This is a genomic window from Campylobacter volucris (assembly GCF_008245045.1).
GTDB classification, from domain to species: domain Bacteria; phylum Campylobacterota; class Campylobacteria; order Campylobacterales; family Campylobacteraceae; genus Campylobacter_D; species Campylobacter_D volucris.
This window is the reverse complement of record NZ_CP043428.1, coordinates 615,100-641,227: the sequence shown is the minus strand read 5'-3', so window position 1 is coordinate 641,227 and position 26,128 is coordinate 615,100. Positions and strand designations below refer to the sequence as shown.

General features: G+C 28.1%; 28 protein-coding genes. 9 read left to right on the top strand and 19 right to left on the bottom strand.

Annotation, left to right across the window (positions count from 1 at the left end):
- Position 1 precedes the first annotated feature (1 nt).
- Genes folP through CVOLT_RS03380 form a run of 5 tightly spaced genes read right to left on the bottom strand, consistent with a single transcriptional unit; the run spans position 2 to position 3,993 of the window.
- Positions 2-1,144: a dihydropteroate synthase gene (folP, locus tag CVOLT_RS03400; protein ID WP_039665439.1), complete on the bottom strand. Its 1,143-nt coding sequence runs from the start codon at positions 1,142-1,144 to the stop codon at positions 2-4.
- Positions 1,131-1,787, bottom strand: coding sequence for a DNA polymerase III subunit delta' (locus tag CVOLT_RS03395; protein WP_039665438.1), 657 nt, complete (start codon positions 1,785-1,787; stop codon positions 1,131-1,133). The genes folP and CVOLT_RS03395 overlap by 14 nt, the downstream gene beginning before the upstream one ends.
- Complete coding sequence (locus CVOLT_RS03390; protein ID WP_039665437.1) at positions 1,784-2,320, bottom strand: HobA family DNA replication regulator; 537 nt, start codon at positions 2,318-2,320, stop codon at positions 1,784-1,786. The genes CVOLT_RS03395 and CVOLT_RS03390 overlap by 4 nt, the downstream gene beginning before the upstream one ends.
- Positions 2,321-3,523 (bottom strand): aspartate kinase, encoded by a 1,203-nt coding sequence (locus CVOLT_RS03385; RefSeq protein ID WP_039665436.1) that lies wholly within the window; start codon positions 3,521-3,523, stop codon positions 2,321-2,323.
- Positions 3,523-3,993, bottom strand: a complete 471-nt coding sequence (locus tag CVOLT_RS03380) for an RNA pyrophosphohydrolase (protein WP_039665435.1) — start codon at positions 3,991-3,993, stop codon at positions 3,523-3,525. Before CVOLT_RS03380 ends, CVOLT_RS03385 begins: the two co-directional genes overlap by 1 nt.
- 80 nt (positions 3,994-4,073) lie before the next feature.
- On the opposite strand from CVOLT_RS03380, the gene hemW reads away from it, so the two are divergent.
- Positions 4,074-5,123: a radical SAM family heme chaperone HemW gene (hemW, locus tag CVOLT_RS03375; protein ID WP_039665434.1), complete on the top strand. Its 1,050-nt coding sequence runs from the start codon at positions 4,074-4,076 to the stop codon at positions 5,121-5,123.
- Here the strand turns inward: hemW and CVOLT_RS03370 are convergent.
- Together CVOLT_RS03370 and CVOLT_RS03365 are read right to left on the bottom strand one after the other, a co-directional pair.
- Positions 5,120-5,437 (bottom strand): ArsR/SmtB family transcription factor, encoded by a 318-nt coding sequence (locus CVOLT_RS03370; protein WP_039665433.1) that lies wholly within the window; start codon positions 5,435-5,437, stop codon positions 5,120-5,122. The two genes, hemW and CVOLT_RS03370, sit on opposite strands and share 4 nt — an antisense overlap.
- Positions 5,438-5,446: 9 nt before the next feature.
- A complete protein-coding gene (locus tag CVOLT_RS03365; protein ID WP_039665432.1) occupies positions 5,447-6,439 on the bottom strand; it encodes an arsenic resistance permease in 993 nt (330 codons plus the stop codon).
- A gap of 149 nt (positions 6,440-6,588) precedes the next feature.
- Between CVOLT_RS03365 and tatB the strand changes: the two genes are divergently transcribed.
- Genes tatB through queA form a run of 3 tightly spaced genes read left to right on the top strand, consistent with a single transcriptional unit; the run spans position 6,589 to position 8,721 of the window.
- Complete coding sequence (tatB, locus tag CVOLT_RS03360) at positions 6,589-6,972, top strand: Sec-independent protein translocase protein TatB (RefSeq protein WP_039666260.1); 384 nt, start codon at positions 6,589-6,591, stop codon at positions 6,970-6,972.
- A 2-nt stretch (positions 6,973-6,974) separates the two neighbouring features.
- A complete protein-coding gene (tatC, locus tag CVOLT_RS03355) occupies positions 6,975-7,709 on the top strand; it encodes a twin-arginine translocase subunit TatC (protein ID WP_039665431.1) in 735 nt (244 codons plus the stop codon).
- Positions 7,702-8,721, top strand: coding sequence for a tRNA preQ1(34) S-adenosylmethionine ribosyltransferase-isomerase QueA (gene queA / locus CVOLT_RS03350; protein ID WP_039665430.1), 1,020 nt, complete (start codon positions 7,702-7,704; stop codon positions 8,719-8,721). Before tatC ends, queA begins: the two co-directional genes overlap by 8 nt.
- On the opposite strand, the gene mrdA is transcribed toward queA, so the two are convergent.
- From mrdA to CVOLT_RS03290, 12 genes are all read right to left on the bottom strand, one after another.
- Positions 8,718-10,541, bottom strand: coding sequence for a penicillin-binding protein 2 (mrdA, locus tag CVOLT_RS03345; RefSeq protein WP_039665429.1), 1,824 nt, complete (start codon positions 10,539-10,541; stop codon positions 8,718-8,720). The genes queA and mrdA overlap by 4 nt on opposite strands.
- Positions 10,541-10,897 carry a hypothetical protein gene (locus tag CVOLT_RS03340; RefSeq protein WP_229239562.1) on the bottom strand — a complete coding sequence of 119 codons (357 nt, stop codon included), beginning with the start codon at positions 10,895-10,897 and terminating at the stop codon, positions 10,541-10,543. The genes mrdA and CVOLT_RS03340 overlap by 1 nt, the downstream gene beginning before the upstream one ends.
- Positions 10,898-11,015: 118 nt before the next feature.
- The gene (gene yihA, locus CVOLT_RS03335) at positions 11,016-11,615 is read right to left on the bottom strand and encodes a ribosome biogenesis GTP-binding protein YihA/YsxC (protein WP_039665427.1); all 600 of its coding nucleotides are present in this window, start codon (positions 11,613-11,615) and stop codon (positions 11,016-11,018) included.
- Positions 11,612-12,070: an LptA/OstA family protein gene (locus CVOLT_RS03330; RefSeq protein ID WP_039665426.1), complete on the bottom strand. Its 459-nt coding sequence runs from the start codon at positions 12,068-12,070 to the stop codon at positions 11,612-11,614. The genes yihA and CVOLT_RS03330 overlap by 4 nt, the downstream gene beginning before the upstream one ends.
- A complete protein-coding gene (locus CVOLT_RS03325; protein ID WP_039665425.1) occupies positions 12,052-12,558 on the bottom strand; it encodes a hypothetical protein in 507 nt (168 codons plus the stop codon). The genes CVOLT_RS03330 and CVOLT_RS03325 overlap by 19 nt, the downstream gene beginning before the upstream one ends.
- Complete coding sequence (locus CVOLT_RS03320) at positions 12,549-13,037, bottom strand: 3-deoxy-D-manno-octulosonate 8-phosphate phosphatase, YrbI family (RefSeq protein ID WP_039665424.1); 489 nt, start codon at positions 13,035-13,037, stop codon at positions 12,549-12,551. The genes CVOLT_RS03325 and CVOLT_RS03320 overlap by 10 nt, the downstream gene beginning before the upstream one ends.
- A 1-nt stretch (position 13,038) precedes the next feature.
- Positions 13,039-13,878: a septal ring lytic transglycosylase RlpA family protein gene (locus CVOLT_RS03315; protein WP_039665423.1), complete on the bottom strand. Its 840-nt coding sequence runs from the start codon at positions 13,876-13,878 to the stop codon at positions 13,039-13,041.
- Entirely contained in the window at positions 13,814-14,962 is a 1,149-nt protein-coding gene (locus tag CVOLT_RS03310) for a membrane-bound lytic murein transglycosylase D (protein ID WP_052243209.1), read from the bottom strand. The genes CVOLT_RS03315 and CVOLT_RS03310 overlap by 65 nt, the downstream gene beginning before the upstream one ends.
- Positions 14,962-15,762 carry a TatD family hydrolase gene (locus CVOLT_RS03305; RefSeq protein WP_039665421.1) on the bottom strand — a complete coding sequence of 267 codons (801 nt, stop codon included), beginning with the start codon at positions 15,760-15,762 and terminating at the stop codon, positions 14,962-14,964. The genes CVOLT_RS03310 and CVOLT_RS03305 overlap by 1 nt, the downstream gene beginning before the upstream one ends.
- Positions 15,753-16,997, bottom strand: coding sequence for a bile resistance response regulator CbrR (gene cbrR, locus CVOLT_RS03300; protein ID WP_039665420.1), 1,245 nt, complete (start codon positions 16,995-16,997; stop codon positions 15,753-15,755). The genes CVOLT_RS03305 and cbrR overlap by 10 nt, the downstream gene beginning before the upstream one ends.
- A gap of 74 nt (positions 16,998-17,071) precedes the next feature.
- Positions 17,072-18,586 (bottom strand): DNA repair protein RecN, encoded by a 1,515-nt coding sequence (locus tag CVOLT_RS03295; RefSeq protein WP_039665419.1) that lies wholly within the window; start codon positions 18,584-18,586, stop codon positions 17,072-17,074.
- On the bottom strand, positions 18,586-19,416 hold the full coding sequence (locus CVOLT_RS03290; protein WP_039665418.1) for an NAD(+)/NADH kinase: 831 nt from the start codon (positions 19,414-19,416) through the stop codon (positions 18,586-18,588). The genes CVOLT_RS03295 and CVOLT_RS03290 overlap by 1 nt, the downstream gene beginning before the upstream one ends.
- A gap of 93 nt (positions 19,417-19,509) precedes the next feature.
- Here CVOLT_RS03290 and aspS point away from each other — a divergent pair, with 93 nt between their 5' ends.
- The 5 genes from aspS (at position 19,510) to CVOLT_RS03265 (ending at position 26,128) form a co-directional block, all read left to right on the top strand.
- On the top strand, positions 19,510-21,261 hold the full coding sequence (aspS, locus tag CVOLT_RS03285) for an aspartate--tRNA ligase (protein WP_039665417.1): 1,752 nt from the start codon (positions 19,510-19,512) through the stop codon (positions 21,259-21,261).
- Positions 21,258-21,830 (top strand): adenylate kinase, encoded by a 573-nt coding sequence (locus CVOLT_RS03280; protein WP_039665416.1) that lies wholly within the window; start codon positions 21,258-21,260, stop codon positions 21,828-21,830. Before aspS ends, CVOLT_RS03280 begins: the two co-directional genes overlap by 4 nt.
- Before the next feature lie 10 nt (positions 21,831-21,840).
- Positions 21,841-22,359, top strand: coding sequence for an inorganic diphosphatase (ppa, locus tag CVOLT_RS03275; RefSeq protein WP_039665415.1), 519 nt, complete (start codon positions 21,841-21,843; stop codon positions 22,357-22,359).
- A gap of 17 nt (positions 22,360-22,376) precedes the next feature.
- Positions 22,377-23,435, top strand: a complete 1,059-nt coding sequence (locus CVOLT_RS03270) for an OmpA family protein (protein ID WP_052243164.1) — start codon at positions 22,377-22,379, stop codon at positions 23,433-23,435.
- A gap of 80 nt (positions 23,436-23,515) precedes the next feature.
- Positions 23,516-26,128 carry a valine--tRNA ligase gene (locus tag CVOLT_RS03265; protein WP_039665414.1) on the top strand — a complete coding sequence of 871 codons (2,613 nt, stop codon included), beginning with the start codon at positions 23,516-23,518 and terminating at the stop codon, positions 26,126-26,128.

The following is a 26,128-nucleotide window of genomic DNA, read 5'->3' as shown; positions in this document are numbered from 1 at the left end:
TTCACTCCAAAGAAAGTTCATCCATAGCTTTTACAAGTTCAAACATTTGTTTGTGGTCGTATATATCATGCACTCTTAAAATACTTGCTCCATTTTTAAAAGCTTCTAAATGCAAATACAAACTCCCAGCAAGTCTATTTTCTACATCACTAGGAAAATAAGCATTAATCACACTTTTTCTACTAGCACCGATTAAAAGTTCTTTTTCAAAATGCAAAAAATGCTCTAAATGCTTAATTAACATCATATTATGCCAAGGACTTTTACCAAAACCTATACCGACATCTAAAATCACATCTTTAACGCCAAATCGTTCTAAAATAGCTAGTTTTTGAGCAAAAAATTCATCAAGTTCAGCTAATACATCTTCATAGTGTGGGTCATCTTGCATATTTTGCGGAGTATTTTGCATATGCATTAGCATATAAGTAGCTTTGTATTTTAGCGCGAGTTTAGCTAAATTTTCATTTTTTAAACCACTTATATCATTAATCAGTTTAAAACCTCTATCTAAAGCATATTCTAAACAATACTCATCAAAGCTATCTAAACTAAAAATACATTGATTGTAAAGATTTTCTTGATAAATCATATCAAGAGTATTTTTCAAACGCTTAAATTCTTCTTCTTTTCCACAATAGACACTTTTAGGCCTTGAAGAAACCGCACCTATATCGATATAATCAGCACCTTGCTCGATAAATTGCGTGATTTTTTGTAAAACTTCACTTTCTTTTGCTCTACTTTGTGGATTAAAACTATCTTCATTGATATTAATAACCCCCATAAGCTTAGCTTTTTTAGGTTTTGAAAAATTAAATTTTAAAAAATTTGCTAATTCTTTGAGCTTGAAATCTTGCATTTTTTCTTTTTCTATTAATTTTACAATTTGTTCTTGAGTAGCCATTAAAAGTGCATTAGAATACTCTTTTGCAAGTATTACTTCTTTATGAGTAATGAGCTCAGCACCTACTCTTAATGCATCTTGTTTTAATATATTTGCCGCAGGAGCTTTAATATCTTTAATCAAAAAAAAATGAATTTTGCTTTTTTGACTCATTATTTTTTGACCCATTTTATGAGGCTTTATTATATTGCAAATTTCATTAAAATCTGTATTTGGATTAATTTTAAAGATTTTCATTTTTTCTCTCATATAACATTAATGCAATCGTGCTTAGTAAAATAGATGGTTTAGCGTTTAACTTAACAAGCTCATAAGCTTTATAAAAAAATTCAATCTCATCATCTTTTAATTTAATATCTTGTTTAAAGCATTCATAACTTAAAGCATCGAGCAAATCTAAACATTCGTTTTTATCTATATTTTCGTATTTTTTTAAAAAATTTAAAATACTAGCTAGATCCATTTTTTGCAAATTTAAATTTAAAATCATTCTTTCTTTTTGAATTTTATATTTTTCTATGATAAATCTTGATAAAACCGTTGGTAAAAATACATTTTTAGAAGGAGCTACTATGATAAAATAAACATTTTTTGGAGGCTCTTCAAAAAGTTTTAGTAAAAAATTTTGCGCTTCATCACGAAAAGATTTTGCCATTATAACTATAATTTTTGCATTTGCTTCAGCAATATAGCTTTCTTTCATGATAGCTTTTGCGGTTGCTTGGGAATTTTTATCATAGGTTAAATCATTTAATCTTAATTCTACATCAGGGTTTTTAGGTATAAAAAATTTTAAATTTTTAATACCAAATTCACTAGTAAGTTTTTCTTGTATAAAATCAAAATCATTATGTATTATGATTTTATTTCTAAGATTCAAATTTCTACCTTAGAAAAAATCGCAGCATCTAAACTTTTATCAAAAATCTTATATAAAGATATGAGCTTAAAATCAAGCTCTTTATCATTTGATGAGAGAAAAAAACTATTTTGCAATTGCTCATCAAACAACCACAACAAACTATCTTCTTTAGATCTTGCAATTTGAGATTTAAAGTCTGAATTTTTACCTATATAAAAATATACATAGCCATTAGGAAAGGATATACTTAAAAGATCATTAAGTAAGGCTATATCTTCTTGGTTTTTGCATGTTTTGTGATAAATTCCTTTTAAAGATACAAAAGGCACATAAGGTCTAACATTGTTAGCATTGATTTGACTTAAAAAATATTCTTCAAACCAAGTTCTTTGCTCATCCGTAATCATCACAAAAGTATAACCTTGCAACAATAAAGAAAGTTTTGAAGCGATCAAAGGCGACCACTCCAAACGCCTTTCTTCTAGCCAACTCATATAGGCACCACTTTGTCTAATTTGCTCTAGGGTAAATTTTAAAAAACTATTGCTCATTTACACATCTAATTTATAAACTTCATGCAATACCCTTACAGCTAATTCGCCGTATTTTTCATGCACGATCACTGAAATTTTAATTTCACTAGTAGAAATCATTTGTATATTAATATTTTCACTTGCTAAAGCTTTAAATGCCGCTGAAGCTACTCCTGAGTGAGATTTCATACCAACTCCAACAACTGAAACTTTCACCACAGCACTATCTGTTTCTATAAAAGCATTTTGTCCAAGAACTTTTTTAACTGCACTAGTTGCAAGATCAAGCTCATTTTCTGGCACAGTAAAGCTTAAATTCGTAGATCCATCAACTCCTGCATTTTGTATAATCATATCAACATTTATATTCTCATTTGCTAAAGTTTCAAAAATTTCAGCAGCAATACCTGGCTTATCATCAATATTTCTTAAAGTAATTCTTGCTTGATTTTTATCTAATGCAATCCCGCTTACCAAAGCTTTTTCCATACTATCCTCCTTAGTAATAATAGTTCCTTCATTTTCATTAAAACTGCTTCGTGTGACTAATTTTACATTTAATTTTTTCGCAAGTTCAACCGAACGATTTTGTAAAACTTTAGCACCTAAACTTGCAAGTTCTAGCATTTCTTCATAGGAAATTTTATCTAGTTTTTTAGCCTTTGGCTCTATTCTAGGATCGGTAGTATATACTCCATCAACATCTGTATAAATTTCGCACAAATCTGCATCCAAAGCTCCTGCTAATGCAACAGCACTCAAATCACTTCCACCACGACCTAAAGTAGTAACATTACCCATTTTATCAATACCTTGAAAACCAGCTATTACAACTATATAATCTTCTTCCAATGCTTTGTTTATATTTGTCGTATCAATATGCTCAATTCTTGCTTTAGTATAAACATCATCTGTAATAATCCCAGCGTTACGCCCTGAAAAAGCTACAGCTTTTAAACCCATTTCATTTAGTGCTATTGCTAGTAATGATGAAGTCACACGCTCACCACTACTTAAAAGCATATCCATCTCACGACCTGAAGGATTTTTACTAAAATGATGAGCAAATTCAATCAATTCATTTGTAACACCACTCATAGCAGAAACTACTACTACTAATTTATCACAAGTTTTTTTACTTTTTGCAACTCTTTTAGCAACCTCATCAATGCGCTCAAGAGTTCCAACACTCGTGCCTCCGTATTTTTGAACAATCAACATTAAAGATATCCTCCTTCTTTAAAGTATTTTAAAACCTTAAGATAAATAGGTTTTTTAAAATGATTGGTGATATTAAACACATCATCTAAAGAAACAAATTTATATGCATCAAATTCAGGTTCTTTGGTGTTTAAATTTACTTTTGCATTTGCCTTTAATCTCACTAGAAAATATTTTTGACTTTGCCCATCATAAGGATACATTTTTTGTGCAACTTTAGCAGGAAAATCATAATTTATCCATTCAGGAAATTCAGCCAAGATTTCAATCTCATCTGTGCCTATCTCTTCTTTTAGCTCTCTCATTAAGGCAAATTTGGCACTTTCTCCCTCATCAATTCCACCTTGGGGAAATTGCCAAACATCTTCCATATCATTGCGTTTTGCAAGCAAAATTTTGCATTCAAAAGGATAAGCTGATGACAGCACCACAGCAGCGACATTAGGTCTGTATTTTTTTTCTTTTTCCATAGTTTTCTTATCCTTGGCTTTAAATATAATATAATTCTAACAAAAAATACCAAATCTATTATTATTTTAAAGAAGTTTTTATGCATTTATATATACATATACCATTTTGTCAAAGTAAGTGTTTTTATTGTTCTTTTACATCTTTAAAAAAACAAGATTTTGAAATGGCATATCTTAAAGCCCTTATTGAAGATATTAAAGATAAAATTATTTTTTTTAAAATTAATAAAAAAAGCATAAAAACCATTTTTATAGGCGGTGGCACACCAAGTCTTATGGATGCTAAATTTTATGAAAAAATTTTTATTTTATTAAATGATTTTTTAGAAGAAAATGCAGAAATTACTATAGAAGCTAATCCAAGCTCAAGCAATTTTACATGGCTTAAAGAAATGAGAAATTTAAACATAAATCGCATTTCTTTTGGAGTTCAAAGTTTTAATGAAAACAAATTACAATTTTTAGGAAGAAATCACGATAAAAAAAGCATTTTTACTAGCATAGAAAATGCTAAAAAAGCTGGATTTATAAATATAAATATAGATTTAATTTATGATACAAAATTAGATAATACTAAAATGTTAGATTATGAAATTGCCAATTTATCGTTATTAAATATCACCCATGTAAGCGCTTATAATCTTACAATAGAAGAAAAAACTAAATTTGCTAAAAAATTTCATTATAAAAAAAATGCACCAAAACTTGCAAAATATTTTATACAAAATATAAAAAACTTAGGGTTTGATCAATACGAAATTAGTAATTTTGGACAAATTTGCAAGCACAATCTTGCTTATTGGCAAGGAAAAGACTATATAGGATGTGGTTTAAGTGCAGTGGGTTTTTTAAAAAACCAAAGATTTTACACTAAAAAAAATTTAAAAGAATATATAGTAAATCCTACTTTTAGAGAAATAGAAAATTTAAACCAAAATGATTTAAATTTAGAACATTTATTTTTAGGACTTAGGAGTATTATAGGGGTAGATGAAAAAAGATTAAAAACATCAGAAAAAGAAAAGGCCTTATTTCTTAGTAAAAAAGGCAAATTAATATATAAAAATGGATTTTTTTATAATACTAATTTCCTTTTAAGCGATGAACTTGCATTGTATATTAGTACTTAGTGTTTACATTCGCATGAAATTCTTTTAAAATCAGGTAAAAATAAAACAAGTGTATCTAAATTTTTAAGTATATCTTTGCAAAAATCATTTAAATCTTTTCTTATACCATAATATGCCCAAACGCCTTGCCTATCAACCTCTAAAAATCCAGCATCTTTTAAAATTTTTAAATGTCTTGATAATCTTGATTGGCTCATATTTAAAGAATTTTGCAAATCACACACACAAAGCTTTCCATACTTTTGCAAAAAAGCCAAAATCAAAATTCTACTTTCATCATTGATAGCACCAGTTATTTTTAAAAATTCTTGCATTCAAAATCCTTATATAAAAAACATTAAAATTCCAAAACTTATCGCTATAAACACTATCATGCTAGCAAACAATAATAAAAAGTTAAATTTAAATATCCTTTTTAACAAAATAAGCTCAGGTAAAGAACACCCTGCTCCAGCTATCAAAAAACTCATCATTATACCTGTTGGAATGCCAGCTGTAGTTAAAGCTAAGGCAACAGGTATCATAGCTGTGCAATTCATATAAAGCAAAACTCCTATAAAAGCAGCTATAAAAACTCCTAAAATTCCATAATCTTTCATATAATCTTGAAAAAAATCTTGAGGAAAAAATCCATGAATCACAGCACCAATACCCATACCTATAACAATATAAGGTAAAATTTTTTTATATTCTGCAAAACTTTGTGAAAATAATTTTTTGATTTTATTTTCTTTAGGTTTAGTTTTAAAATTTAATATTTTTGGATTATTTTTAATATTTTTTTCAAAAATCACACTAGCTTTTTTATGATGTGATTTTGAAGAAAAATTACTCATAGCACAACAACTTTTAGTATCTTCTTCTAAATTATTTTTTAAAAAATCATCATTAAAAAATTTACGAGTATTTATTTTAGAAACACAAAATGAAAGCAATAAAATAATGCTAAATAAAAATCCCAAATATAATAAAGAAATTTTCAAACCAAAACTAATTATAAAAACCACAATTATAATAGGATTTATCAAAGGTGAAGTGATAAGATAAGCTATACATACTCCAAGCGGAATTTTAGCTTTTAAAAATGCATTTAAAAGAGGTATGCTCGAACACGAACAAAATGGGGTTAAAGCCCCTAACATAATAGCTTTGATATAAGTTATAAAAGAATCTTTTTTTAAATGCTCATTAAAAAATTTAGAATAACGCTCATTTAAATAGCCAATGAGCATATTTACTAATATAAACAGTAATGAAATTTCAATAAATAAAACCAAAAAGTCTTTAAAAATGATAAAAATTTTTTCTTCAATCATATTAGCCTTCCTTTGTATTTTTAAAATAATATCAAAAATATATCAATATATCAATATATATTGATATATTAATATTATACAAGTAATAAAATTTTTAAGTAATTTTATGTAAAATGCATAAAGATTTTAAATTGAAAGAAGAATTAGCTATGAGTTTTGGCGAAATTATAGTTGTTTTAGTTATAGCTATTTTAGTGCTTGGGCCAGAAAAATTACCTTCAACCATAGTAGAAATAGCAAAAATCATAAAAGCTCTAAAAAGTAACATTGACGAAGCAAAAGCAAGTATCAATAAAGAATTAAAAATAGCAGAATTAAAAGATGAAGCTCAAAAATACAAAGATGAATTTTCTCAAACCAATGAAAATATCCGTAAAAAATTAAGCTTTGAAGAATTTGATCAACTTAAAGAAGATATATTAAATAACACTAAAGAAATAAAAGAACAAAAAGAAAATTTAGAAGATAATATACAAAATTTATCTCAAATTCAAAATAACACAAAAGAAAATACTCAAAAAATAGAAAGCTAAAAATGTTTGAAGAATTAAAACCTCATTTAGTCGAACTTAGAAAAAGATTATTTATAAGCGTAGCATGTGTTGTGGTAATGTTTTTTGCTTGTTTTGCTTTTAATGAATACATTATTGATATATTAAAAGCTCCTGTTGAAGCAGTTTTGCCTGAAATTTCTAAGCAAATGACCTTTGTGGAATTACAAGAGCCCTTATTCACAGCTATGAAAGTTTCTTTTTTTACAGCATTTTTAATATCTTTACCAGTAATTTTTTGGCAATTTTGGAAATTTGTAGCACCAGGACTCTATGATAATGAAAAAAAACTCGTCATTCCTTTTGTGAGTTTTGCAAGTATTATGTTTGCACTTGGAGCTTTATTTTGTTACTATATAGTCATACCTTTAGCATTTAAATTTTTGGTTGATTTTGGTGTGCAAACTCAAGATTTTAAACCTTTAATTAGTATAGGACTTTATGTGGGATTTTTTACAAAATTAATCATAGCATTTGGTTTAGCTTTTGAAATGCCTGTGATTACTTTTTTCTTTGCAAAGCTTGGACTTGTAGATGATGAATTTTTAAAAAAGCATTTTAGAGTTTCAGTTTTAATTATATTTGTCTTTGCTGCTATGATGACTCCACCTGATGTTATCTCTCAATTTTTAATGGCACTTCCTTTATGTGGGCTTTATGGTTTATCCATCTATATAGCAAAAAAAGTAAATCCAAGCAAAAAAGACAACAATGAATGAAGATTTTTTACTTTCAAATTATGATTATAGTTTGCCTAATGAATTAATAGCTAATTTTCCTATTTTACCCAAAGAAAATGCAAGACTTTTAGTGTATGAAAGAAAAAAAGATCAAATTTCACATCTATATTTTAAAGATTTAAATTCCATATTGCCCCAATGTGATATCATTTTTAATGACACTAAAGTAATCAAAGCAAGAATTTATGGCCATAAAGATACAGGTAGCAAAATAGAACTTTTTATAAATAATCCTTTTGCAAATGAAAGTTTTTTAGTACAAATTAGAGGCAAGGTTAAAAAAGATCAAATTCTATATTTTGAGCAAAATTTACAAGCTAAAATACTACAATTAAACAACGATGGCACAAGAATTGTAGAATTTTTTACCCATCAAAAAAAGCTCAACCATCAAGAGGTTTTTGACATATTAGATCACATAGGTCACATACCCTTGCCTCCTTATATAAAAAGAGCTGATGAAAATAGTGATAGTATTAATTATCAAAGTATTTTTGCAGATAAAAAAGGAGCAGTGGCTGCACCAACTGCGAGCTTACATTTTAGTGAAGATATGATCAAACAATTAAAAAAAAATCATAATATACATACTATCACACTGCATGTTGGAGCAGGAACTTTTAAAAGTGTAGAATGTGATAATATAAAAGATCATAAAATGCATTCAGAATTTTTTCAAATTAATGATGAAACTTGCAAAATAATTGATTCTAATCAAGCATTATTAGGTGTAGGTACAACAGTAACTAGATGTGTAGAGTATTATTCAAGATATAAAATCAAAGAAGGATTTTGTGATTTATTTTTACATCCGCATAATAAACCTCAAAGATTAAACTATCTTTTGACAAATTTTCACTTGCCAAAATCTACACTCATAATGCTTGTATCAGCCTTTATAGGTAGAGAAAAAACTTTGCAAATTTACACCCAAGCAATTAAAAATAAATATCGCTTTTACTCTTATGGTGATAGTATGCTTATAATTTAAGTTTTTCTTTTAAGAAATTTTTTATCTATATAGCCTAAATCAATTAATTTTTGATAAATTTTTAAAAGCATAGGACCACCTGTATTGCTACCACTTTTACCATGTTCTATCAAAACAACGACAACATATTGTGGATTTTCATAAGGCGCATAAGAAGTAATCCAAGCATGAGATCTTAAAAAATATTCTAAATCTTCTTCCTTAATACGCTTTTTCTCACTTTGTGAAATTCCAACAACTTGAGCTGTTCCTGTTTTAGCAGCTATAGTAACGGGAGAATTTTTTAAATATCTTGCAGTAGTTCCGCCTTCTTCGTGTGCTACCTCATACATAGCACGCCTTAAAAAAGGCAATTTTGCTAATTCAAAAGTGCTAAAAACACTTTCATTATTATCAAAATCTATTTTAGTAGCATTATCATCAATGCTTTTTAGAAAATGCGGGGTGATGGATTTTGAAGTAGCAATCATAGCTGTAAATTTAGCTACTTGCATAGGAGTGGCTAAAAAATTTCCTTGTCCTATGCTAGTATTTAAGGTTTCTCCTTGATACCATGGTTGATTGTATTTTTGTTTTTTCCAAATTTTATTTGGAACTGTGCCTATAAATTCATTTGGTAAATCCACTCCTGTTTTAGAACCAAAACCTAATTTTTCAAAAGTAGAACTAATAGAATCTATGCCAACTTCTAATGCACCTTTATAAAAATACACATCACAACTTTCTCTAATAGCATCATTCATATCAACATAGCCATGACCTATTGCTTTCCAACATCTAAATTTTCTACCACCTAATTCAAAATTACTATCGCATAAAAATTTTTGATGTTCATTGACTTTGTGGCTATTTAAAAAAGCTAAAGCTGTACCCATTTTAACAACAGAACCTGGAGGATATAAACCATTAATCAGTTTATTAGTAAAAGGATGGTTTAAATCATTAGACAAACGATCCCACTCTTCTTGGGTGATTCCTGTTACAAATGGATTTAAATTATACTCTGGAAAGCTACCAGCTGCCAAAATAGCACCCGTTTTAAGATCCATTATAACAGCTGCACCAGCTAAGCCTTCAAAAATTTCAGTTAGGTATTCTTGCAAATCAAGATCAATGGTTAATATAATATTACTTGAGGTTGGTTTTTTATGCGATAAAACTTCTATTTCTTTGTTTAAAGCATTGACCTTGCTAACTTTTTCTCCTTTTATACCTTGTAAAATATCATTATAATAACGCTCTATACCACTACGACCCACATAACTTGTAAGTCTTGCTATCTCATTTTCATTCATATCATTTAAATTTGCTTTACCTACATATCCTATAACATGACTAGCCAAAGAATCATAAGGGTAAAATCTTTGTGTTGTAGATTTTACTTGCATATTTTCGCGTAGTTTTAATTTTGTAAAATGTTTATTCATAGCATCATATTCAATAAATGGAACCACTTCTATATAATCTTGATTATAATATGAATCTGCTTTTATATAAGCTCTTTTAAGCTTAGTGATGTTTAAATCAGGAAAAGCTTCAACAATCACCTGCAATTCTTTATCTAAAAGATTTCTATTTTGTTTTTTAATGTATAAATAAGGTTTAATAGAAATAGAAAAACCAAGTTTATTAACCGCTAATGGTCTGCCTTTTGTATCTAAAATTTGACCCCTATCAGATGCTAAGGGCTGAACTTTAATAGAATTTTGTTTTGCAATTTCTTCATAATAGACATTAGATTTTATACTAATATAATACACCCTTACTAATAAAAGTATAAAAAATAAAGCTATAAATATCATCACTAAACGCAAACGCATTAAATTTTACCTTTAAAAATTACAAAAGAAATCAATGCTTCTAGGGCAAAAAACCACAAATATTCAATACCAAATTTTAAAATTTTTTGATTATCTAAATAAGCTAAGAATACATCAAAAATATAAATAAAAATATAAGCACAAAAAGTAAAAATAACCAACAAATAAGGCCCAAGTTTTAGCTTACTTTTAAACCAATCCACAAATACATTATAAAAAACAAAAAAAGCTATCCAAGAACTAAAAATATAAAATCCATGGATAATATCAATCAATAAAATATAAAATAAAGAAAAATACCATCTAAAATCAAGCTTATTAAGCGTTCTTTCTCTTTCTTTTAACAATACAATCATATAGCAAAAAAACACCCCAATTAATGGTGGTAGCCAATAATATATCGATGAGAGAATCTGATAAAATATCAATGAAAAATAAAAAAATAGATAAGACAAATCAAATTTATTTTTAATCTTAGTTCTCATTTAAACCTAAGCTTTCATTGATAATTACTTGTTCTAGTTTTTCTATGCCTTGTTTTTTTAAATTTGAAATTAAAATTGCATTTTTGTTAGCATTTAAAAGTTTTGTCTTTTGGCTTTGATTTAATTTATCACATTTTGTAAAAACTGTGATTTTTTTTTGATCCGCTCTTAAAAATGAATTTAAATACTCGTCTAAATTTAAATCTATATCTAATTTTTCATGTCTAGAATCAACCAAATGTATAAAAAGCTTTATAGAAGTTCTTTCTTTTAAAAATTCGTCTAAATTTTTATTCCAAATTTCTTTAGTTTTTTTGCTAACTTTAGCATAGCCAAAACCTGGCAAATCAATAAAAATTAATTTAAATTTTTCCTCTTGTCTTTTACAATTTAGTTCAAAAAAATTAATTAATTGAGTTTTTCCTGGAGTAGATGAGCTTTTTGCTAAATTTTTATTTTTACACAAGGTATTAATCAATGAACTCTTGCCAACATTAGATCGACCTAAAAATGCAATCTCAGTACAAATTGGCTCTGGAGCATTATCTATTTTTGATGCAGAAACTAAAAATTTAGCATTAAGTATCATTCTTTCACTTCAAATATAAATTTAGCTGGTTTGTTATCTTTGCTAATAACCCTATAAGTCATATTTTTTCTATCTACTATTATTTTATCTCCAAATAATTGCTTATTTGTTTCAAGCTCAACAATATTTGCATTCCCAATAATCTCATAAGTGTCATTTTTCACAGTATAGATAAATTCATCACCACTACCGTGATAAGTTTTATCTTTCATTTGAATTTTAAATTTAGCATCATCAGTGGCGATATATTTTATAGGCTGTTTATTTTTCATAAAAATAGTTAATTTTTGGGATTTTAATATATCTTTTCCTTTTTTTACTTCTACATCACCACTTAAAATACTTTTTTCATTTTTTTCATCCAAGTAAAAATCTTTCGCACTCACTTCTATTTTTTGCATAGCTAAAGAAACAACACTAATTAGACATAAACTCATTAATAATCTAAAAACCATGCTTTTATCCTTTGAATTTTTAATGTCTTATCTTCAATTTGATATGAAAAATTATCTCCAAAAATTTCATTTAATCCCACATAGGCTTTAAATTTATCATTAGAATAAAGTATTTTTTTATCCATATCATAAATTGCTTTTTGGGTAAAAATAGAAGTTTTGTTTAAATCAAAATAACTCACATTGCCTTCTAAAACAGATTTTGTCTCATCTCTTATAAGCAAATTTGAACTTAAATTATAATCTACACCTTTAACTTTTAAATCATCAAAAATATCTTTATCTTCATATTTTACCCAACGCGTAGCTTCATAACTTGCTTTGACATTAGTACTATTTAACTCATAATCAATTACATCAAAAGCTTGAGTATTAGCCACTTGAATATTTTGTGGTTTGATATTAAACAAATATGGATCTTGTGTGCTTAAAATCACCATTACAAAAACAAACAGGCTCATTAAAATAGCAAAAATTTTTATCGCCAAAGTTTATCCCATTGTGCTTGCATATTATTATACTCGATTAAAATTTCTATCATCTCACTTACAGCACCATTTCCACCTTTTCTATTTAAAACCTTATGTGTTTTTAACGCTTTGTGTCCATCTTTTGGTTTAAAACTATATTCTACAGCTTCCAATAAAGCCATATCATTATAATAATCCCCAATAGCAGCACATTGAGAAAAATCTAAATTTAATTTTTCTAAAATTTCTTTTGCGCAAGTTAGTTTATCGCTAATTCCTTGATAAACAAGATCAATTTTCAAATCTCTAGCTCTAAAATACACACACTCGCTAGTTCTTCCTGTAATGATTGCAACTTTTTTTCCAAGTTTTTGCCACGCTTCTATCGCAGCTCCATCTTTTACATTAAATTCTTTTATCTCGCCATAATTTTGCGTGTAGATGATTTTACCATCTGTTAAACAACCATCTACATCTAAAAATATAAGTTCTATCATGTTATTCTCTTACTATAAATGCACCTGGAAAAGATCCACTATCTACAAAATCTCTTGCTTCTTGTTCACTTCTAAAGCCTTTTAAAAATACTCTATGCAATCCATCTTTAACACTTGTTTGGATAGTAGAAGTATAAGATTGATAATTTTTATATCTACTAGCAATTAAATCTGCACCACTTTTATTTCTAAAAGCACCAATTTGCACCATAAAATTTCCACCTTGGAAAATATGACCACTATCAGCGATTTCTCCGTTGCTACCTAGATTAGAATTAGTATGAACTGAACCTGAATTTGCGCTTGTACCAAAGCCAATCACTTCAAGTCTAACAGGAGCTGTTCCAGCTTGAATCATATCAATATCTCTTGCTGCGACATTTGATAAATCAATAATTCTTCCTGCTACAAAAGGGCCCCTGTCATTAATTCTAACTGTTGTTTGGCGTTGATTTTTTAAATTGGTTACTTTTACAATAGTATTCATAGGTAAAGTTTTATGCGCTGCTGTATAAGCGTGCTGATCATAAGTTTCACCATTAGAAGTTTTTTTACCATGAAAACCTGGACCATACCAACTAGCTATACCATCAGCAGTTTCCCCTACTTCTACAACAGTTGGATAATAAGTTTTACCATTGATAGTATAAGGTTTCATTGTGCCTTTAAGATTAGTATTATTATGCTTTACACTTTTAAAATCTCTTTCTGGATAATACACAGTAGGAGCACTTATAGGTGCCATACTACAAGCACTAAATAAAATTCCAGCACAACTAGCGACTAACGACTTTTGTATGATTGTTTTTTGATGCTTTTTTAGCAGTTTGAATTTTCTCATTTTTCTTCTCCTTGATTTTTAAAACTAATTTTTGATTGATATTGATCAAATTTCCTTTGATTTTGTTATATTCTTTTATGGTTTCAACACTAATATTATGCTTTCTAGCTATGGTATACAGGCTATCTCCTTTTTTTACAACATAAATTTTAGTATAAGGGATAGTTGTATCTACTTTAGCTAGTTTTACTTCTTTTAAATCCTGTTTAAATGCAGAACTTTTCCCAAGTGGCACATATATATAATAATCTTTTTTATCAGGTGGAGTAAAATCAAAATTAAAATGCGGATTATAGCGTTTAAATTCTTTATAAGGCATTTTAGCAAGTTTTGCAAGTTCTTTTAGTGAAACACTAGCTGGAACAGGAATTTTTTCTACTTCTCTAGATAAAGCATAGTTTAACAAAGCACTATCTTGAGAGATTAAAAAATCATTATTATTCGCTAAAAAAGCCATGGTCAAAATTTTTCGTATAAAAACTCTAGTTTCTAAAGGTAAAAATTTCTTATCTGGATCAAGCAAAACCTTTAAATCATCACTTTTAGCCATTTTTATAGCTTGTCTTAGTTTTCCATCACCACAATTATACGCTAAAATCGCTAAATACCATTTTCCAAATTGTTCTTTTAATTGTCTTAAATAAGCAATTGCAGCATAAGTTGATTTTACTAAATCTTTTCTTTCATCCACATAAGGATCAATTCTTAAACCTAAAGTTTGTGCGGTTGGTTTCATAAACTGCCAAACACCCACTGCTTTAGTCCTAGAAACACTATGAGTTTTTAAGCCTGATTCTACAATAGCTAAGTATAAAAATTCTTGAGGTATGTTTTCTTTTTCTAAAATTTTACGGATAATTGGAGTGATTTTATAAAATTCTCTCATAGTATCAACTAAAGTTTTAGAATGCATATCAATCGAAGATTCTTTAAATTCTAAAAAAATCACATCGCTTAAATAATTTGGTTCAATATCTAAATTTCTTAAAATTTGTGCTTGCTGGCTATAGTGTTCTGGGCTAGTTTGTAAAGCATATAAATGCGTGCAAAATAAAATTATTAAACAAAGAATTTTGTTTTTTATCATTTTATACCTTGAAAAAACAATTTGTTTGCATTTAAATTAGTAATTTTAGCTACTTCATTTTTGGTAATATTTAAAATTTGAGCTATTTTTTGTGCTACAAAATGAGTTAAAATAGGATCATTTGTTTTACCCCTGTGAGGCTCTGGAGTTAGGTATGGTCCATCAGTTTCTAAAAGTAATTTTTCTTTTGGGATTTTGGGTAAAATTTCAAGTAAATTTTTAGCATTTTTAAATGTTAAAACTCCACCTATACCAAAATAAAATCCTTTTTTTGATAAATTTAACAAAAGCTCACTAGCATTAAAACAGTGCAATACTCCACCATTTAATCTATCTGCATATGAATTTAAAATATTATAACTATCTTCATTTGCATCTCTTACATGGACGATTAAAGGTTTATCATATTCTAATGCTAAATTGATTTGAGAAATGAAAACTTCTTTTTGCTTTTCTTTTATCTTAACATCTTCACTTTTTAAACGATAATAATCAAGCCCACATTCTCCAACGGCTATACATTTTTCATCAGTGATAAATTCTTTTAAAATTCCTATATCAAATTCATCTATATCATAAGGATGTACTCCACATGCAAAATATACACCCTCATAACGATACGCAATCTCTCTTGCCCTTGGTAAATCTTTAATATCAGCTCCTGGAATGATGATCTTGTGCACTCCATTTGCAAAAGCATTACAAAGCATTTCATCTAAATAACCAAAATAAGCTTGATTATCTAAATGACAATGAGTATCTATGATTTTATTTTCAAAATCACAATCTAAAAACATACCTCTACCCTATTTCTTCCATTAGCTTTTGCTAAGTCTAAAGCTTTTTGAGCATTATTATATAAATCTTGAGCATTACTTCCTTTTTGACCGAATGCAACCCCAATAGACACGCTATAATCAACTTCATCTAAAGCAATCAACGCACTTTCTTTAGAAATACTCACTCTAATGTTAGAAAAAGTTTTTAATGCATCTTTATTTCCGGTATTTTTTAACACCACATAAAATTTACCATCTTCAATTTTAGTTGCTAAATCCATACCACGAATTTGATCTTTGATTTTTTTAGCAGTATATTTGATGATTCCATCACCACAATCGTAACTAATCTCATAATTAATAGTCGCTAAATTATCAATATCAATTAACGCCAAAGCAAAATCTTCTCCATCTTGAACATCTTCAAGATAATCATAAAATTTTTTCTCAAAAGTAATATGATCATCAAAACCTGTAAGTAAATCTTTATTTAAGCTATATTCATCTAATAAAACACATTTTTGCATATAATCAAGACAATTATTAACTCTACAATTTAAAGATTCTTTTTGGAAAGGTCTAATCACATAATCATTTACACCTTTTCTAAACGCTCTAGCTTCTAAGGCATCATCTTTATCGCCTACCATAATAACTCCAAGATCTATTTTAGAGTATTTTGAGCGAATTTCGACTAATAAATCTTCTCCATTAATCACTGGCATAGTTGCATCGCAAATTACTAATTTCGTATCAGGATTATCACTTAAATAATTTAAAGCCTCTTCTCCGTGCGCAGCCGCTAGGACATTGAAAAGTTGATTATTTAAATTCTTTTTCATTTCAGCGCGTAAAGTCACATTTGCTATGGCTAATATAATTTTAGTTTTATTGTTTTTTTGAAGCATTCTAATAGAGCTTAACATCTCATCAATACAGCTTTCGCTTTCTTTTTGGATGTAGTGGATAATGTCTTTTTCCATAAATTTCTTTCTAGTTTGCCCATCACTACTTCCTGTTAAAACAATAGCAGGGATATTTTTTTCTAAAACCACATCCACAACTTCACCATTAGGAGCATCAGGCAAACAAAGATCAACAAAAGCCATGAAATAATCATTTTTTAATAATTCTTTTGCCCCATTCATATCAAAAGCAACATCTACTTTTAATCCTAAAGTGCTCTCAACTTTTTTCGCTAAAAGCTTTGTAAGCATTTTATTATCATCAATAATTAAAATTTTTTCTTCCATAGACAATCTCTCTTTTGTAAAATATTTAAAATAAAATCATTATTATAACATATTGAAATTTACTTTTTATTGTTTTAAAGTAAAGTTTTTGCAAATTCTAATGCTTCTTGGGTGATGCTTTCTCCGCTAACCATTCTTGCTAACTCTTTAATTCTTTCTTCATCTTCTATTTTTCTAACTTTGCTTTCGTTATTGTCTTTTTCAACTAAAAAGTGATTTGTTGCTTTTGAAGAAAGTTGCGGTAAGTGAGATATTGCAAAAATTTGGTAAAAATTAGCTAATTCTTTAAGTACTTTCGCTATACTCATAGCCTCCTTACCGCTTAAATTCGCATCAATTTCATCTAAAAATATAATGCCTTTAGCATTATTTGTGATATTACACTCAGTGGCAATAAATGAAAGTCTTAAACGATTAATCTCTCCTGAACTAAGATTTTTTACATTTGCTTCATCAATACTTAAAGCAATCTCATCTTTTCCTAAAATTCCTAATTCACACTCTTTTATTTGCAATTTCACATCTTTCATATAAAGTTTTAAAAGATAAGAATTTAACAATTTTTCTAAATCTCCAAGTTGATTTTTACGTGCTAGGGTAATTTTTTGGCTTTTTTCTTCTAAAATTTCTTTAAATTTTAACACTCTTTGCTCCAATTCTTTTTTTTCAAAACTTAAATTTTCATAATAAGCTAATTCTTTCTTTTTGGTTTTTAAAGCCTCTAAAGCTTCTTCTATACTTCCATATTTTGATATTAAAGAAGATAGTTTTTCTATACGATCAAGCACTTCTTCTATATTAAATTCAAATTCATCAAAACTTTGATTTTCCCAAATAACTCTTAATTCATTTAAACACTCAGAAAAAAAAGAACTATCCACATCACTAATATTTAACGCATCAATAACAGCTGATTCTAGCTCAAAAATTTTACTAGCCTTATTCCATGCTGCATCAATTTTATCTTTTTTTGAAAGTCTTTTTTTTAGATTCATTAATTCTTCAAATTCACCAATTTTTGGATTAATATTTTGAATTTTTTCTATTTCAAAGCTAGTAAATTCTTTTAACTCTTCAACTTTTTTTTCTTCTTCTTTAATGCATTCTAATTTGTTTTTATCTTCTATATATTGTTTAAATACTTCTTTAAATTCTTGTTTTAAGACTTTAAATTTAGCATCTTTTTTTTCTTGCATACAATCAAGTAAATTTAAAAATCTTTCATTTGAAAATTCATTATTTTCCTTAGCTGAAAGATATTTTATAAATTCTTTTGATAGGGTAAGTAGATTTTTTTTAGAAATAAGTTGATTATTTATAAAATAACGAGTATTTTTATCTTTTAAATATTTAAATACGTTTAAATCTTCATTTTCTATCCCAAAGTCTTCTAAATTTAGCTTTTCATCCAATAAAATTTCTACCATTTTTGCTTCACTCTCACTCAAAGCAAAAGCAGATAAAATAGCTTTAAAAAGCACTGATTTACCAGCTCCACTAAGTCCGGTAAAAACAGTAAGACCAGGTTTAAGATCTAATTTTGCTAATTTAAAACCTAAATTTTCTTTAATCAAAATACTTTCTATCATTATTCTCCCCAATTTAATTTTTCTTTTAAAACTTGAAAATAATCTCTATTTTCTTTATGTATAAAATTCAATTCTTTTTTGCTCAAACCTATGGTTACTTTTTCATATTCTTGCGGATTGATGATTTCTTGTCCATCTAAATACAACAAACATTGTTTTACTTTTAATTCAAGCTCAAATCCAAGCGGCAAAACTATGGGGCGTTGTGTTAGAGAATGAGAACAAACAGGAGTTAAAACAAAAATTTCACTTAAAGGATGCACTATTGGCCCACCTGCACTGATGTTATAAGCAGTAGAGCCACTAGAACTTGCTATAATCAAACCATCTCCATAATAAGAATTAAAAAGCTTATCCTTAAAAAATACCCCTACTTCAGCCATTAAAGCATTATCTCTTGAAAATACTGCATCATTAAAAGCATATTTTTTGTAAATTTTTCCATTTTTATGCAAAGAAATTTGCAACATTTTTGCAGTTTCTATTCTAAATTTTCCTTCAAAAAAATCTTCAAAAAAATCTTTTATTTCATCAAAAGAGCAAGCTGTTAAAAATCCTAATTTTCCAGCATTTATACCCAAAATAGCCTTTTTAAATTTAAAGCTTTGCCTACATAAAGATAAAAGTGTGCCATCACCCCCTAAAGAGATCAAAAAATCTAAATTTTGTAAATTTTTTCCAGTAATATCTTCATCATTTAAAAAAAACAAAGAAACATTTCTTTTTTTTAAAATATCTTGCAAAATTATAATTTGCTCGTTTAAATTTGTATCTTTACGACAAAATAAACCAATTTTTTGAATTTTTTCTATATCAATTTGCTTTTTCATAAAAAAATTATAACAAAACTTAGCTAAGCATAAAGAATAAAATAATATAATTACAATTTATTAAAACAAAATCACAGCTTTTAAGGAAAAATTTTGAGAACTCATTACAATACAGATCTTGATATTAAAAATGTCGGCGAAGAAGTGACATTATGTGGTTGGGTAAATTCTTATCGCGATCATGGCGGTGTGATTTTTATCGATCTTAGAGATCGCACAGGATTAATACAATTAGTTTGCGATCCTGCGGATAATCAAAAAGCACATAATATAGCTTCTAGCGTAAGAAATGAATATGTTTTAATTGCAAAAGGTAAAATCAGACCTCGCGGAGAAGGATTAATTAATCCTAAATTAAAAACAGGCGAGATTGAAGTTGTTATTAATGAGCTAAATATAGAAAATGAAAGTTCAGTCATACCTTTTGCAATAGGCGATGAAAGTGTAAATGAAGAGCTAAGATTAAAATATAGATTTTTGGATTTAAGAAGTAAAAAATTATATGATAATTTTGCTTTAAGATCAAAAGCTTGTATCGCTGCTCGAAATTCTTTAGCTAATATGGGATTTTTAGAAGTTGAAACTCCTATTTTAACCAAAGCAACACCAGAAGGTGCTAGGGATTATTTAGTGCCATCTCGCGTGCATCAAGGCGAATTTTATGCCCTACCTCAAAGCCCTCAGCTTTTTAAACAGCTTTTAATGTGTTCAGGTTTTGATCGCTATTTTCAAATAGCAAAATGTTTTAGAGATGAAGACTTAAGGGCAGATCGCCAGCCTGAATTTACTCAAATTGATATTGAAATGAGTTTTTGTGAGCAAAAAGATATTATCAATATGGCTGAAAATTTACTCAAAGATATATTTAAAGCCTGTGGAAAAGAAATCACTATACCTTTTAGACAAATGAGTTATAAAGAAGCTATGGAAAATTATGGTTCTGACAAGCCTGATTTAAGATTTGATATGAAATTTATTGATGTGATCGATATATTTGCGAAATCAAATAACGAAATTTTTGCCAATATAGCCAAAGACACTAAGAAAAATCGCATCAAAGCTTTAAGAGTTCCAAAGGGAGATACAATTTTTTCAAAAAGACAAATGCAAAGATTTGAAGAATTTGTGCGTAAATTTGGAGCAGGAGGGCTTGCTTTTATACAAATGAAAGAAGATGGGCCAAAAGGACCACTTTGCAAATTCTTTAGCGAAGATGATTTAAATACCCTACTTAAAAGATGTGAGTTAGAAGTTGGCGATGTGGTATTTTTTGGAGCTGGGGCTAAAAAAACTGTTTTAGATTATATGGGTAGATTTAGAATTTTCTTAGCTAATGAAATGAATATCATCGATGAAGAAAAATTAGAATTCTTATGGGTTGTTGATTTTCCTATGTTTGAACAAAATGATGATGGAAGTTACTCAGCAATGCATCATCCTTTTACAATGCCAAAAAATATAGATGAGCAAGATTTGGAAGAAATTAATTCTATTGCTCATGATGTGGTTTTAAATGGAGTAGAATTAGGCGGTGGAAGTATAAGAATTCATAAAAGCCCTATTCAACAAAAAGTATTTAAGCTTTTAAATATTGACGAAGAAGAGCAAAGAAAGAAATTTGGATTTTTACTTGATGCTTTAAGTTTTGGTGCTCCTCCACATGGTGGAATAGCCATAGGCCTTGATAGATTAATCATGCTTTTGACTAAATCTTCAAGCATTAGAGAAGTTATTGCTTTTCCTAAAACTCAAAGAGCACAATGTCTTATGACTCAAGCTCCAAGCGAAGTTAGTAATGAACAAATGAGAGAATTAGGGATTAAATTAAGGGAGAATATCAAATGAAACAATTGTTTTTAATCATCGGCGCACCAGGTAGTGGAAAAACAACAGATGCAAGCATCATAGCTCAAGATGATGTAAATATCACTCATTATTCTACTGGCGATTTATTAAGAGAAGAAGTAGCAAGTGGTAGCGAACTTGGAAAATTAATCGATAGTTTTATTTCCAAAGGAAATTTAGTGCCTTTAGATGTAGTTGTAAATACTATCATTACAGCATTAAAAAATGCTCCAACCAATACTATTTTAATAGATGGTTACCCAAGAAGTCTTGAGCAAATGTTAGAATTTGATAAAGTTTTAAAAACACAAAATGAAGTTGTTTTAAAAGGTGTAATTGAAGTTCAAGTAAGCGAAGAAGTAGCTAGAGAAAGAGTTTTAGGCCGTGCTAGAGGCTCTGATGATAACGAAGAAGTGTTTAACAATAGAATGAAAGTTTATTTAGAACCTTTAAAAGAAATTATAAATTTTTATTCTAAAGAAAATTTACATTTTAGCATTAATGGCGAAAGAAGCATAGAAGCTATAGTAGCTGATATGAAAAAATTAATTCAAAGTTTATTAAAATAAAGGATACAAAATGGATATTAGTAAAATTAAAATTGGAGAAAATCCAAACAAATTAAATGCCCTAATAGAAATTCCATATGGCTCAAACATCAAATACGAACTTGATAAAGAAAGTGGTGCTATAATGGTTGATCGCGTGATGTATTCAGCGATGTTTTATCCTGCAAATTATGGTTTTATACCAAATACCTTAGCAGATGATGGAGATCCTATTGATGTTTTAGTATTAAATGAATACCCTATACAAGCTGGAGCTGTAATTCCTTGTCGTTTGATTGGTGTATTGCTTATGGAAGATGAAAGCGGAATGGATGAAAAATTACTTGCTGTTCCTGTAAGCAAAATAGATCCAAGATATGACAGTATTAAAAGTTTAGACGATTTGCCAAAAGCAACTTTAGATAAAATCAAAAATTTCTTTGAAACATATAAAATTTTAGAACCTAACAAATGGGTTAAAGTAAAAGAATTTGCTGGAATTGAAAAAGCAAGTCAAATTTTAGAAAATTCTATCAAAAACTATAAATAACAATTTAAGGATTTAAAATGAAAAGTATTATTGCTTTAGGTGTAGCTTTAATAATATTGCTTGGTGCAAGTATTGGTTTTTATGTGTGGTATTTTGATGATGAAAAAACTTATGTGTATGATTATGCAAAAGAAAATAATTCATATAAAAATTACTCAAGCACAAATCAAGATTATAGCTATAACACTCAAAACAATAATACCTATAATCAAAATTTAAATTCTTACACTAATGAGACAAATGAACTAACTCAAACACCTTCTATTCAAGAAGTACAAGAAAATTCAAACAACACCGCAAATATAAATAATAATTTAAAAGATGATACAAGCAAAAAAGAAGAAATTATAAATAACGAAAAACCAACAAATCCTACCCAAGAAGAATCCAAACCAATAAAAAATTCTACCAAAGAAGAACAAACTAGCTCTTTTAAACAAAAACCTACTAGCTCAAAATCACAATATAAAAGCACTATGCAAGAATACATCGAAAAAGGCAAAACAAGTAGATATGAAAGTAGATTAAGCAGTGATTTTGTAAAAGTTTATGTTTTAAATGGCAAAACTTTAAGTGATTATAGAATTGGACTTTTAAATGAAATGATTCGCCCTATTGCTGAAAATTCAAAAGATTATAATTTAACTATTTTTATCCAAATGCTTCCAAATGACAATATGAATTTAAGTATTTATAATAAAGATATTATTTTTGATAAAAATAAGAAAAAATACAAATATGTTAATATGGATATAAAAGATTCTAAATTCTTATTTGACAGAAATGGCTATAGTGATTATAGCAATGAAGACATACTTGAAAAAATCAATCAAAGTTTAGCAAGAGAAGATATCATCAAAAGAGTGAAAATTCAAGGTTATGCAGATGATAGAGGAAGTTCTTTTGCAAACTATATGATAGGCTTAAATAGAGCAATGAATGTCGCAAAACATTTCTTTACTTTCACAGAGGTAGTGCAAATTCAATCTTTAGGTAAAGATCAATACCCACTAAAAGATAAATCTGATCAACAAAGACAAGACAATCGTAAAGTAGAAATTAGTTTTTATAACTAATTTCTACATCAATTTCAAAACTTCTTTAATATTTTTAAGCTAATATAGCAATTTTACATCTCTTCTTTAAGGTAAACATTATGTATGATAAATCACTAGAAAAAGAATATTATAAAATTTGCGAAGAGCGTGGATATTTTGAAATAGATGGTAATAAAAAAATTCAAAAAAAAGATAAAAATTTTTGTATCATGATGCCTCCACCAAATGTAACAGGTGTTTTACACATAGGGCATGCTCTAACTTGTACATTGCAAGATATCACAACTCGCTATAAAAGAATGGATGGATACAAAACACTTTATCAACCAGGGCTTGACCATGCAGGTATTGCAACTCAAAATGTAGTAGAAAAACAGCTTTTAGCTCAAGGTATAACCAAAGAAGAATTAGGAAGAGAAGAATTTATAAAAAAAGTTTGGGAATGGAAAGAACAAAGCGGTGGAACCATAGTAAAACAAATGAGAATTTTAGGCATCACTCCTGCTTGGAGTCGTTTGCGTTTTACTATGGATGAGGGTTTAGTTAATGCTGTAAAAAAAGCCTTTGTAGATCTTTATAACAAAAAACTTATTGTTCGTGGAAATTATATGGTAAATTGGTGCACACACGATGGTGCATTAAGTGATATAGAAGTAGAACACAAAGAAAACAAAGGAAAATTATACCATTTAAGATATTTTTTAGAAAATAGCAATTCTTATATAGTAGTTGCTACAACAAGGCCTGAAACATATTTTGGCGATAGTGCTATTATGGTTAATCCAAATGATCAAAGATATAAAAATCTAATAGGACAATATGCCATTTTACCTTTAATCAATAAAAAGATCAAAATCATTGCTGATGAGCATGTTGATATGGAATTTGGAACAGGAGCTGTAAAAGTAACCCCCGCTCATGATGTAAATGATTATGAAGTTGGATTAAGACATAATCTTGAATTTATTACTATCTTTGATGAAAAAGGAATTTTAAACGAGCATTGTTTAAATTTTAAAGGCAAAGAAAGATTAAAAGCTAGAGATGAAATAGTTAAAACCTTAGAAGAAAAAGGTTTTGTAGAAAAAATAGAAGATTATACCAATCAAGTTGGATATTGCTATCGTTGTAAAAATATTGTTGAGCCCTATATTTCCAAACAATGGTTTGTGAAAAATGAAATTGCTAAAGAAAGCATAGAAAAGGTTAATCTAGGTGGAAGCAAATTTTATCCTTCGCATTGGATTAATAGTTTTAATGCTTGGATGAGAGAGCTGAAAGATTGGTGTATTTCAAGACAGCTTTGGTGGGGTCATCAAATTCCTGTGTATTATTGTCAATGCTCACATGAATGGGCAAGCGAAGAAACTCCTACTTCTTGTCCAAAATGTCAAAGTAGTAATTTCAAACAAGATCAAGATGTATTAGATACTTGGTTTTCATCAGGACTTTGGGCAATGAGTACTTTAGGATGGGGCAATAAAGAATGGGGTAAAAACACCCTTTGGAATGAAAGCGATTTGAAAGATTTTTATCCTAATTCTTTATTGATCACTGGTTTTGATATTTTATTTTTTTGGGTTGCTAGAATGATGTTTCAAAGCACCAATGCCTTAAATGAACTTCCTTTTAAAGATATTTATTTACATGCTCTTGTAAAAGATGAGCAAGGTAGAAAAATGAGCAAATCTTTAGGCAATGTCATAGATCCAGTTGAAAGTGTAGAAGAATATAGTGCTGATATTTTGCGCTTTACCCTAGCCTTGCTTGCAATCCAAGGAAGAGATATTAAGTTAAGTAATGACAAGCTTTTGCAAGTTAGAAATTTTACAAACAAGCTTTACAATGCAAGCAAATTTTTACTTTTAAATGAAGAAAAATTTGAAGATTTAAATCCAAATCAAATCCAATCAACATTAGCAAAATACATACTTTCTCGTTTTAATCTTTGTGTTAAAGAGGTAAGAGAAAATTTAGATAATTATCGTTTTAATGATGCAGCAAATACTTTATATAGATTTTTATGGGATGAATTTTGCGATTGGGGTATTGAACTTAGCAAAGCTGAAAAATCAAGCATAAAAGAACTTGGAAGTATTTTTAAAGAAGCACTAAAACTTTTAAATCCTTTTATGCCATTTATTAGTGAATATTTATATCATGAGCTTAGCAAAACTTCCATCCATACACATGAATCTATTATGATTTCTAAATATCCTGAATTTACTTCTCAAGATAAACAAATAGAAGATTTATTTAATATTATCATTGAAAGTATAGTTTCTGTGCGTCGTGCTAAAACTTTAGTAGATTTAGCTAATACAAAAATTCAAAAAGCTTATATAAAATTAAACGATTTTTCTTTGAGCGAGCAACTTAAAAATTATACTAATTTCATCACTACTCTTGCAAAATGTGAACAAATTGAATTGGTTGATAAAAATATAGAAAAATCAATCAGAGATGTAAGTGAAAAATTAGAAGTTTTCATTCCTACACAAGATTTAGATTTAAGTGGAATTTTAAATCGTTTGAACAATCAAAAAACAAAACTCGAAAAAGAATTTAATAAGCTTGATGCAATGATGAAAAATGAAAATTTTATTAAAAATGCACCAACGCAAGTTGTAGAACAAAATAAAAATCAACTAGATACTATAAAATCACAATTAGATAAAATTTGTGAAGAAATTTCTAATTTACAAGGTTAA

Coding starts and splice junctions, on each gene's coding strand:
- folP (WP_039665439.1), bottom strand. CDS start 1,144: ATGAAAATCTTTAAAATTAATCCAAATACAGATTTTAATGAAATTTGC.
- CVOLT_RS03390 (WP_039665437.1), bottom strand. CDS start 2,320: ATGAGCAATAGTTTTTTAAAATTTACCCTAGAGCAAATTAGACAAAGT.
- CVOLT_RS03385 (WP_039665436.1), bottom strand. CDS start 3,523: ATGTTGATTGTTCAAAAATACGGAGGCACGAGTGTTGGAACTCTTGAG.
- CVOLT_RS03380 (WP_039665435.1), bottom strand. CDS start 3,993: ATGGAAAAAGAAAAAAAATACAGACCTAATGTCGCTGCTGTGGTGCTG.
- hemW (WP_039665434.1), top strand. CDS start 4,074: ATGCATTTATATATACATATACCATTTTGTCAAAGTAAGTGTTTTTAT.
- CVOLT_RS03370 (WP_039665433.1), bottom strand. CDS start 5,437: ATGCAAGAATTTTTAAAAATAACTGGTGCTATCAATGATGAAAGTAGA.
- CVOLT_RS03365 (WP_039665432.1), bottom strand. CDS start 6,439: ATGATTGAAGAAAAAATTTTTATCATTTTTAAAGACTTTTTGGTTTTA.
- tatB (WP_039666260.1), top strand. CDS start 6,589: ATGAGTTTTGGCGAAATTATAGTTGTTTTAGTTATAGCTATTTTAGTG.
- tatC (WP_039665431.1), top strand. CDS start 6,975: ATGTTTGAAGAATTAAAACCTCATTTAGTCGAACTTAGAAAAAGATTA.
- queA (WP_039665430.1), top strand. CDS start 7,702: ATGAATGAAGATTTTTTACTTTCAAATTATGATTATAGTTTGCCTAAT.
- mrdA (WP_039665429.1), bottom strand. CDS start 10,541: ATGCGTTTGCGTTTAGTGATGATATTTATAGCTTTATTTTTTATACTT.
- CVOLT_RS03340 (WP_229239562.1), bottom strand. CDS start 10,897: ATGATTGTATTGTTAAAAGAAAGAGAAAGAACGCTTAATAAGCTTGAT.
- yihA (WP_039665427.1), bottom strand. CDS start 11,615: ATGATACTTAATGCTAAATTTTTAGTTTCTGCATCAAAAATAGATAAT.
- CVOLT_RS03330 (WP_039665426.1), bottom strand. CDS start 12,070: ATGGTTTTTAGATTATTAATGAGTTTATGTCTAATTAGTGTTGTTTCT.
- CVOLT_RS03320 (WP_039665424.1), bottom strand. CDS start 13,037: ATGATAGAACTTATATTTTTAGATGTAGATGGTTGTTTAACAGATGGT.
- CVOLT_RS03315 (WP_039665423.1), bottom strand. CDS start 13,878: ATGAGAAAATTCAAACTGCTAAAAAAGCATCAAAAAACAATCATACAA.
- CVOLT_RS03305 (WP_039665421.1), bottom strand. CDS start 15,762: ATGTTTTTAGATTGTGATTTTGAAAATAAAATCATAGATACTCATTGT.
- cbrR (WP_039665420.1), bottom strand. CDS start 16,997: ATGGAAGAAAAAATTTTAATTATTGATGATAATAAAATGCTTACAAAG.
- CVOLT_RS03295 (WP_039665419.1), bottom strand. CDS start 18,586: ATGATAGAAAGTATTTTGATTAAAGAAAATTTAGGTTTTAAATTAGCA.
- CVOLT_RS03290 (WP_039665418.1), bottom strand. CDS start 19,416: ATGAAAAAGCAAATTGATATAGAAAAAATTCAAAAAATTGGTTTATTT.
- CVOLT_RS03280 (WP_039665416.1), top strand. CDS start 21,258: ATGAAACAATTGTTTTTAATCATCGGCGCACCAGGTAGTGGAAAAACA.
- ppa (WP_039665415.1), top strand. CDS start 21,841: ATGGATATTAGTAAAATTAAAATTGGAGAAAATCCAAACAAATTAAAT.
- CVOLT_RS03270 (WP_052243164.1), top strand. CDS start 22,377: ATGAAAAGTATTATTGCTTTAGGTGTAGCTTTAATAATATTGCTTGGT.
- CVOLT_RS03265 (WP_039665414.1), top strand. CDS start 23,516: ATGTATGATAAATCACTAGAAAAAGAATATTATAAAATTTGCGAAGAG.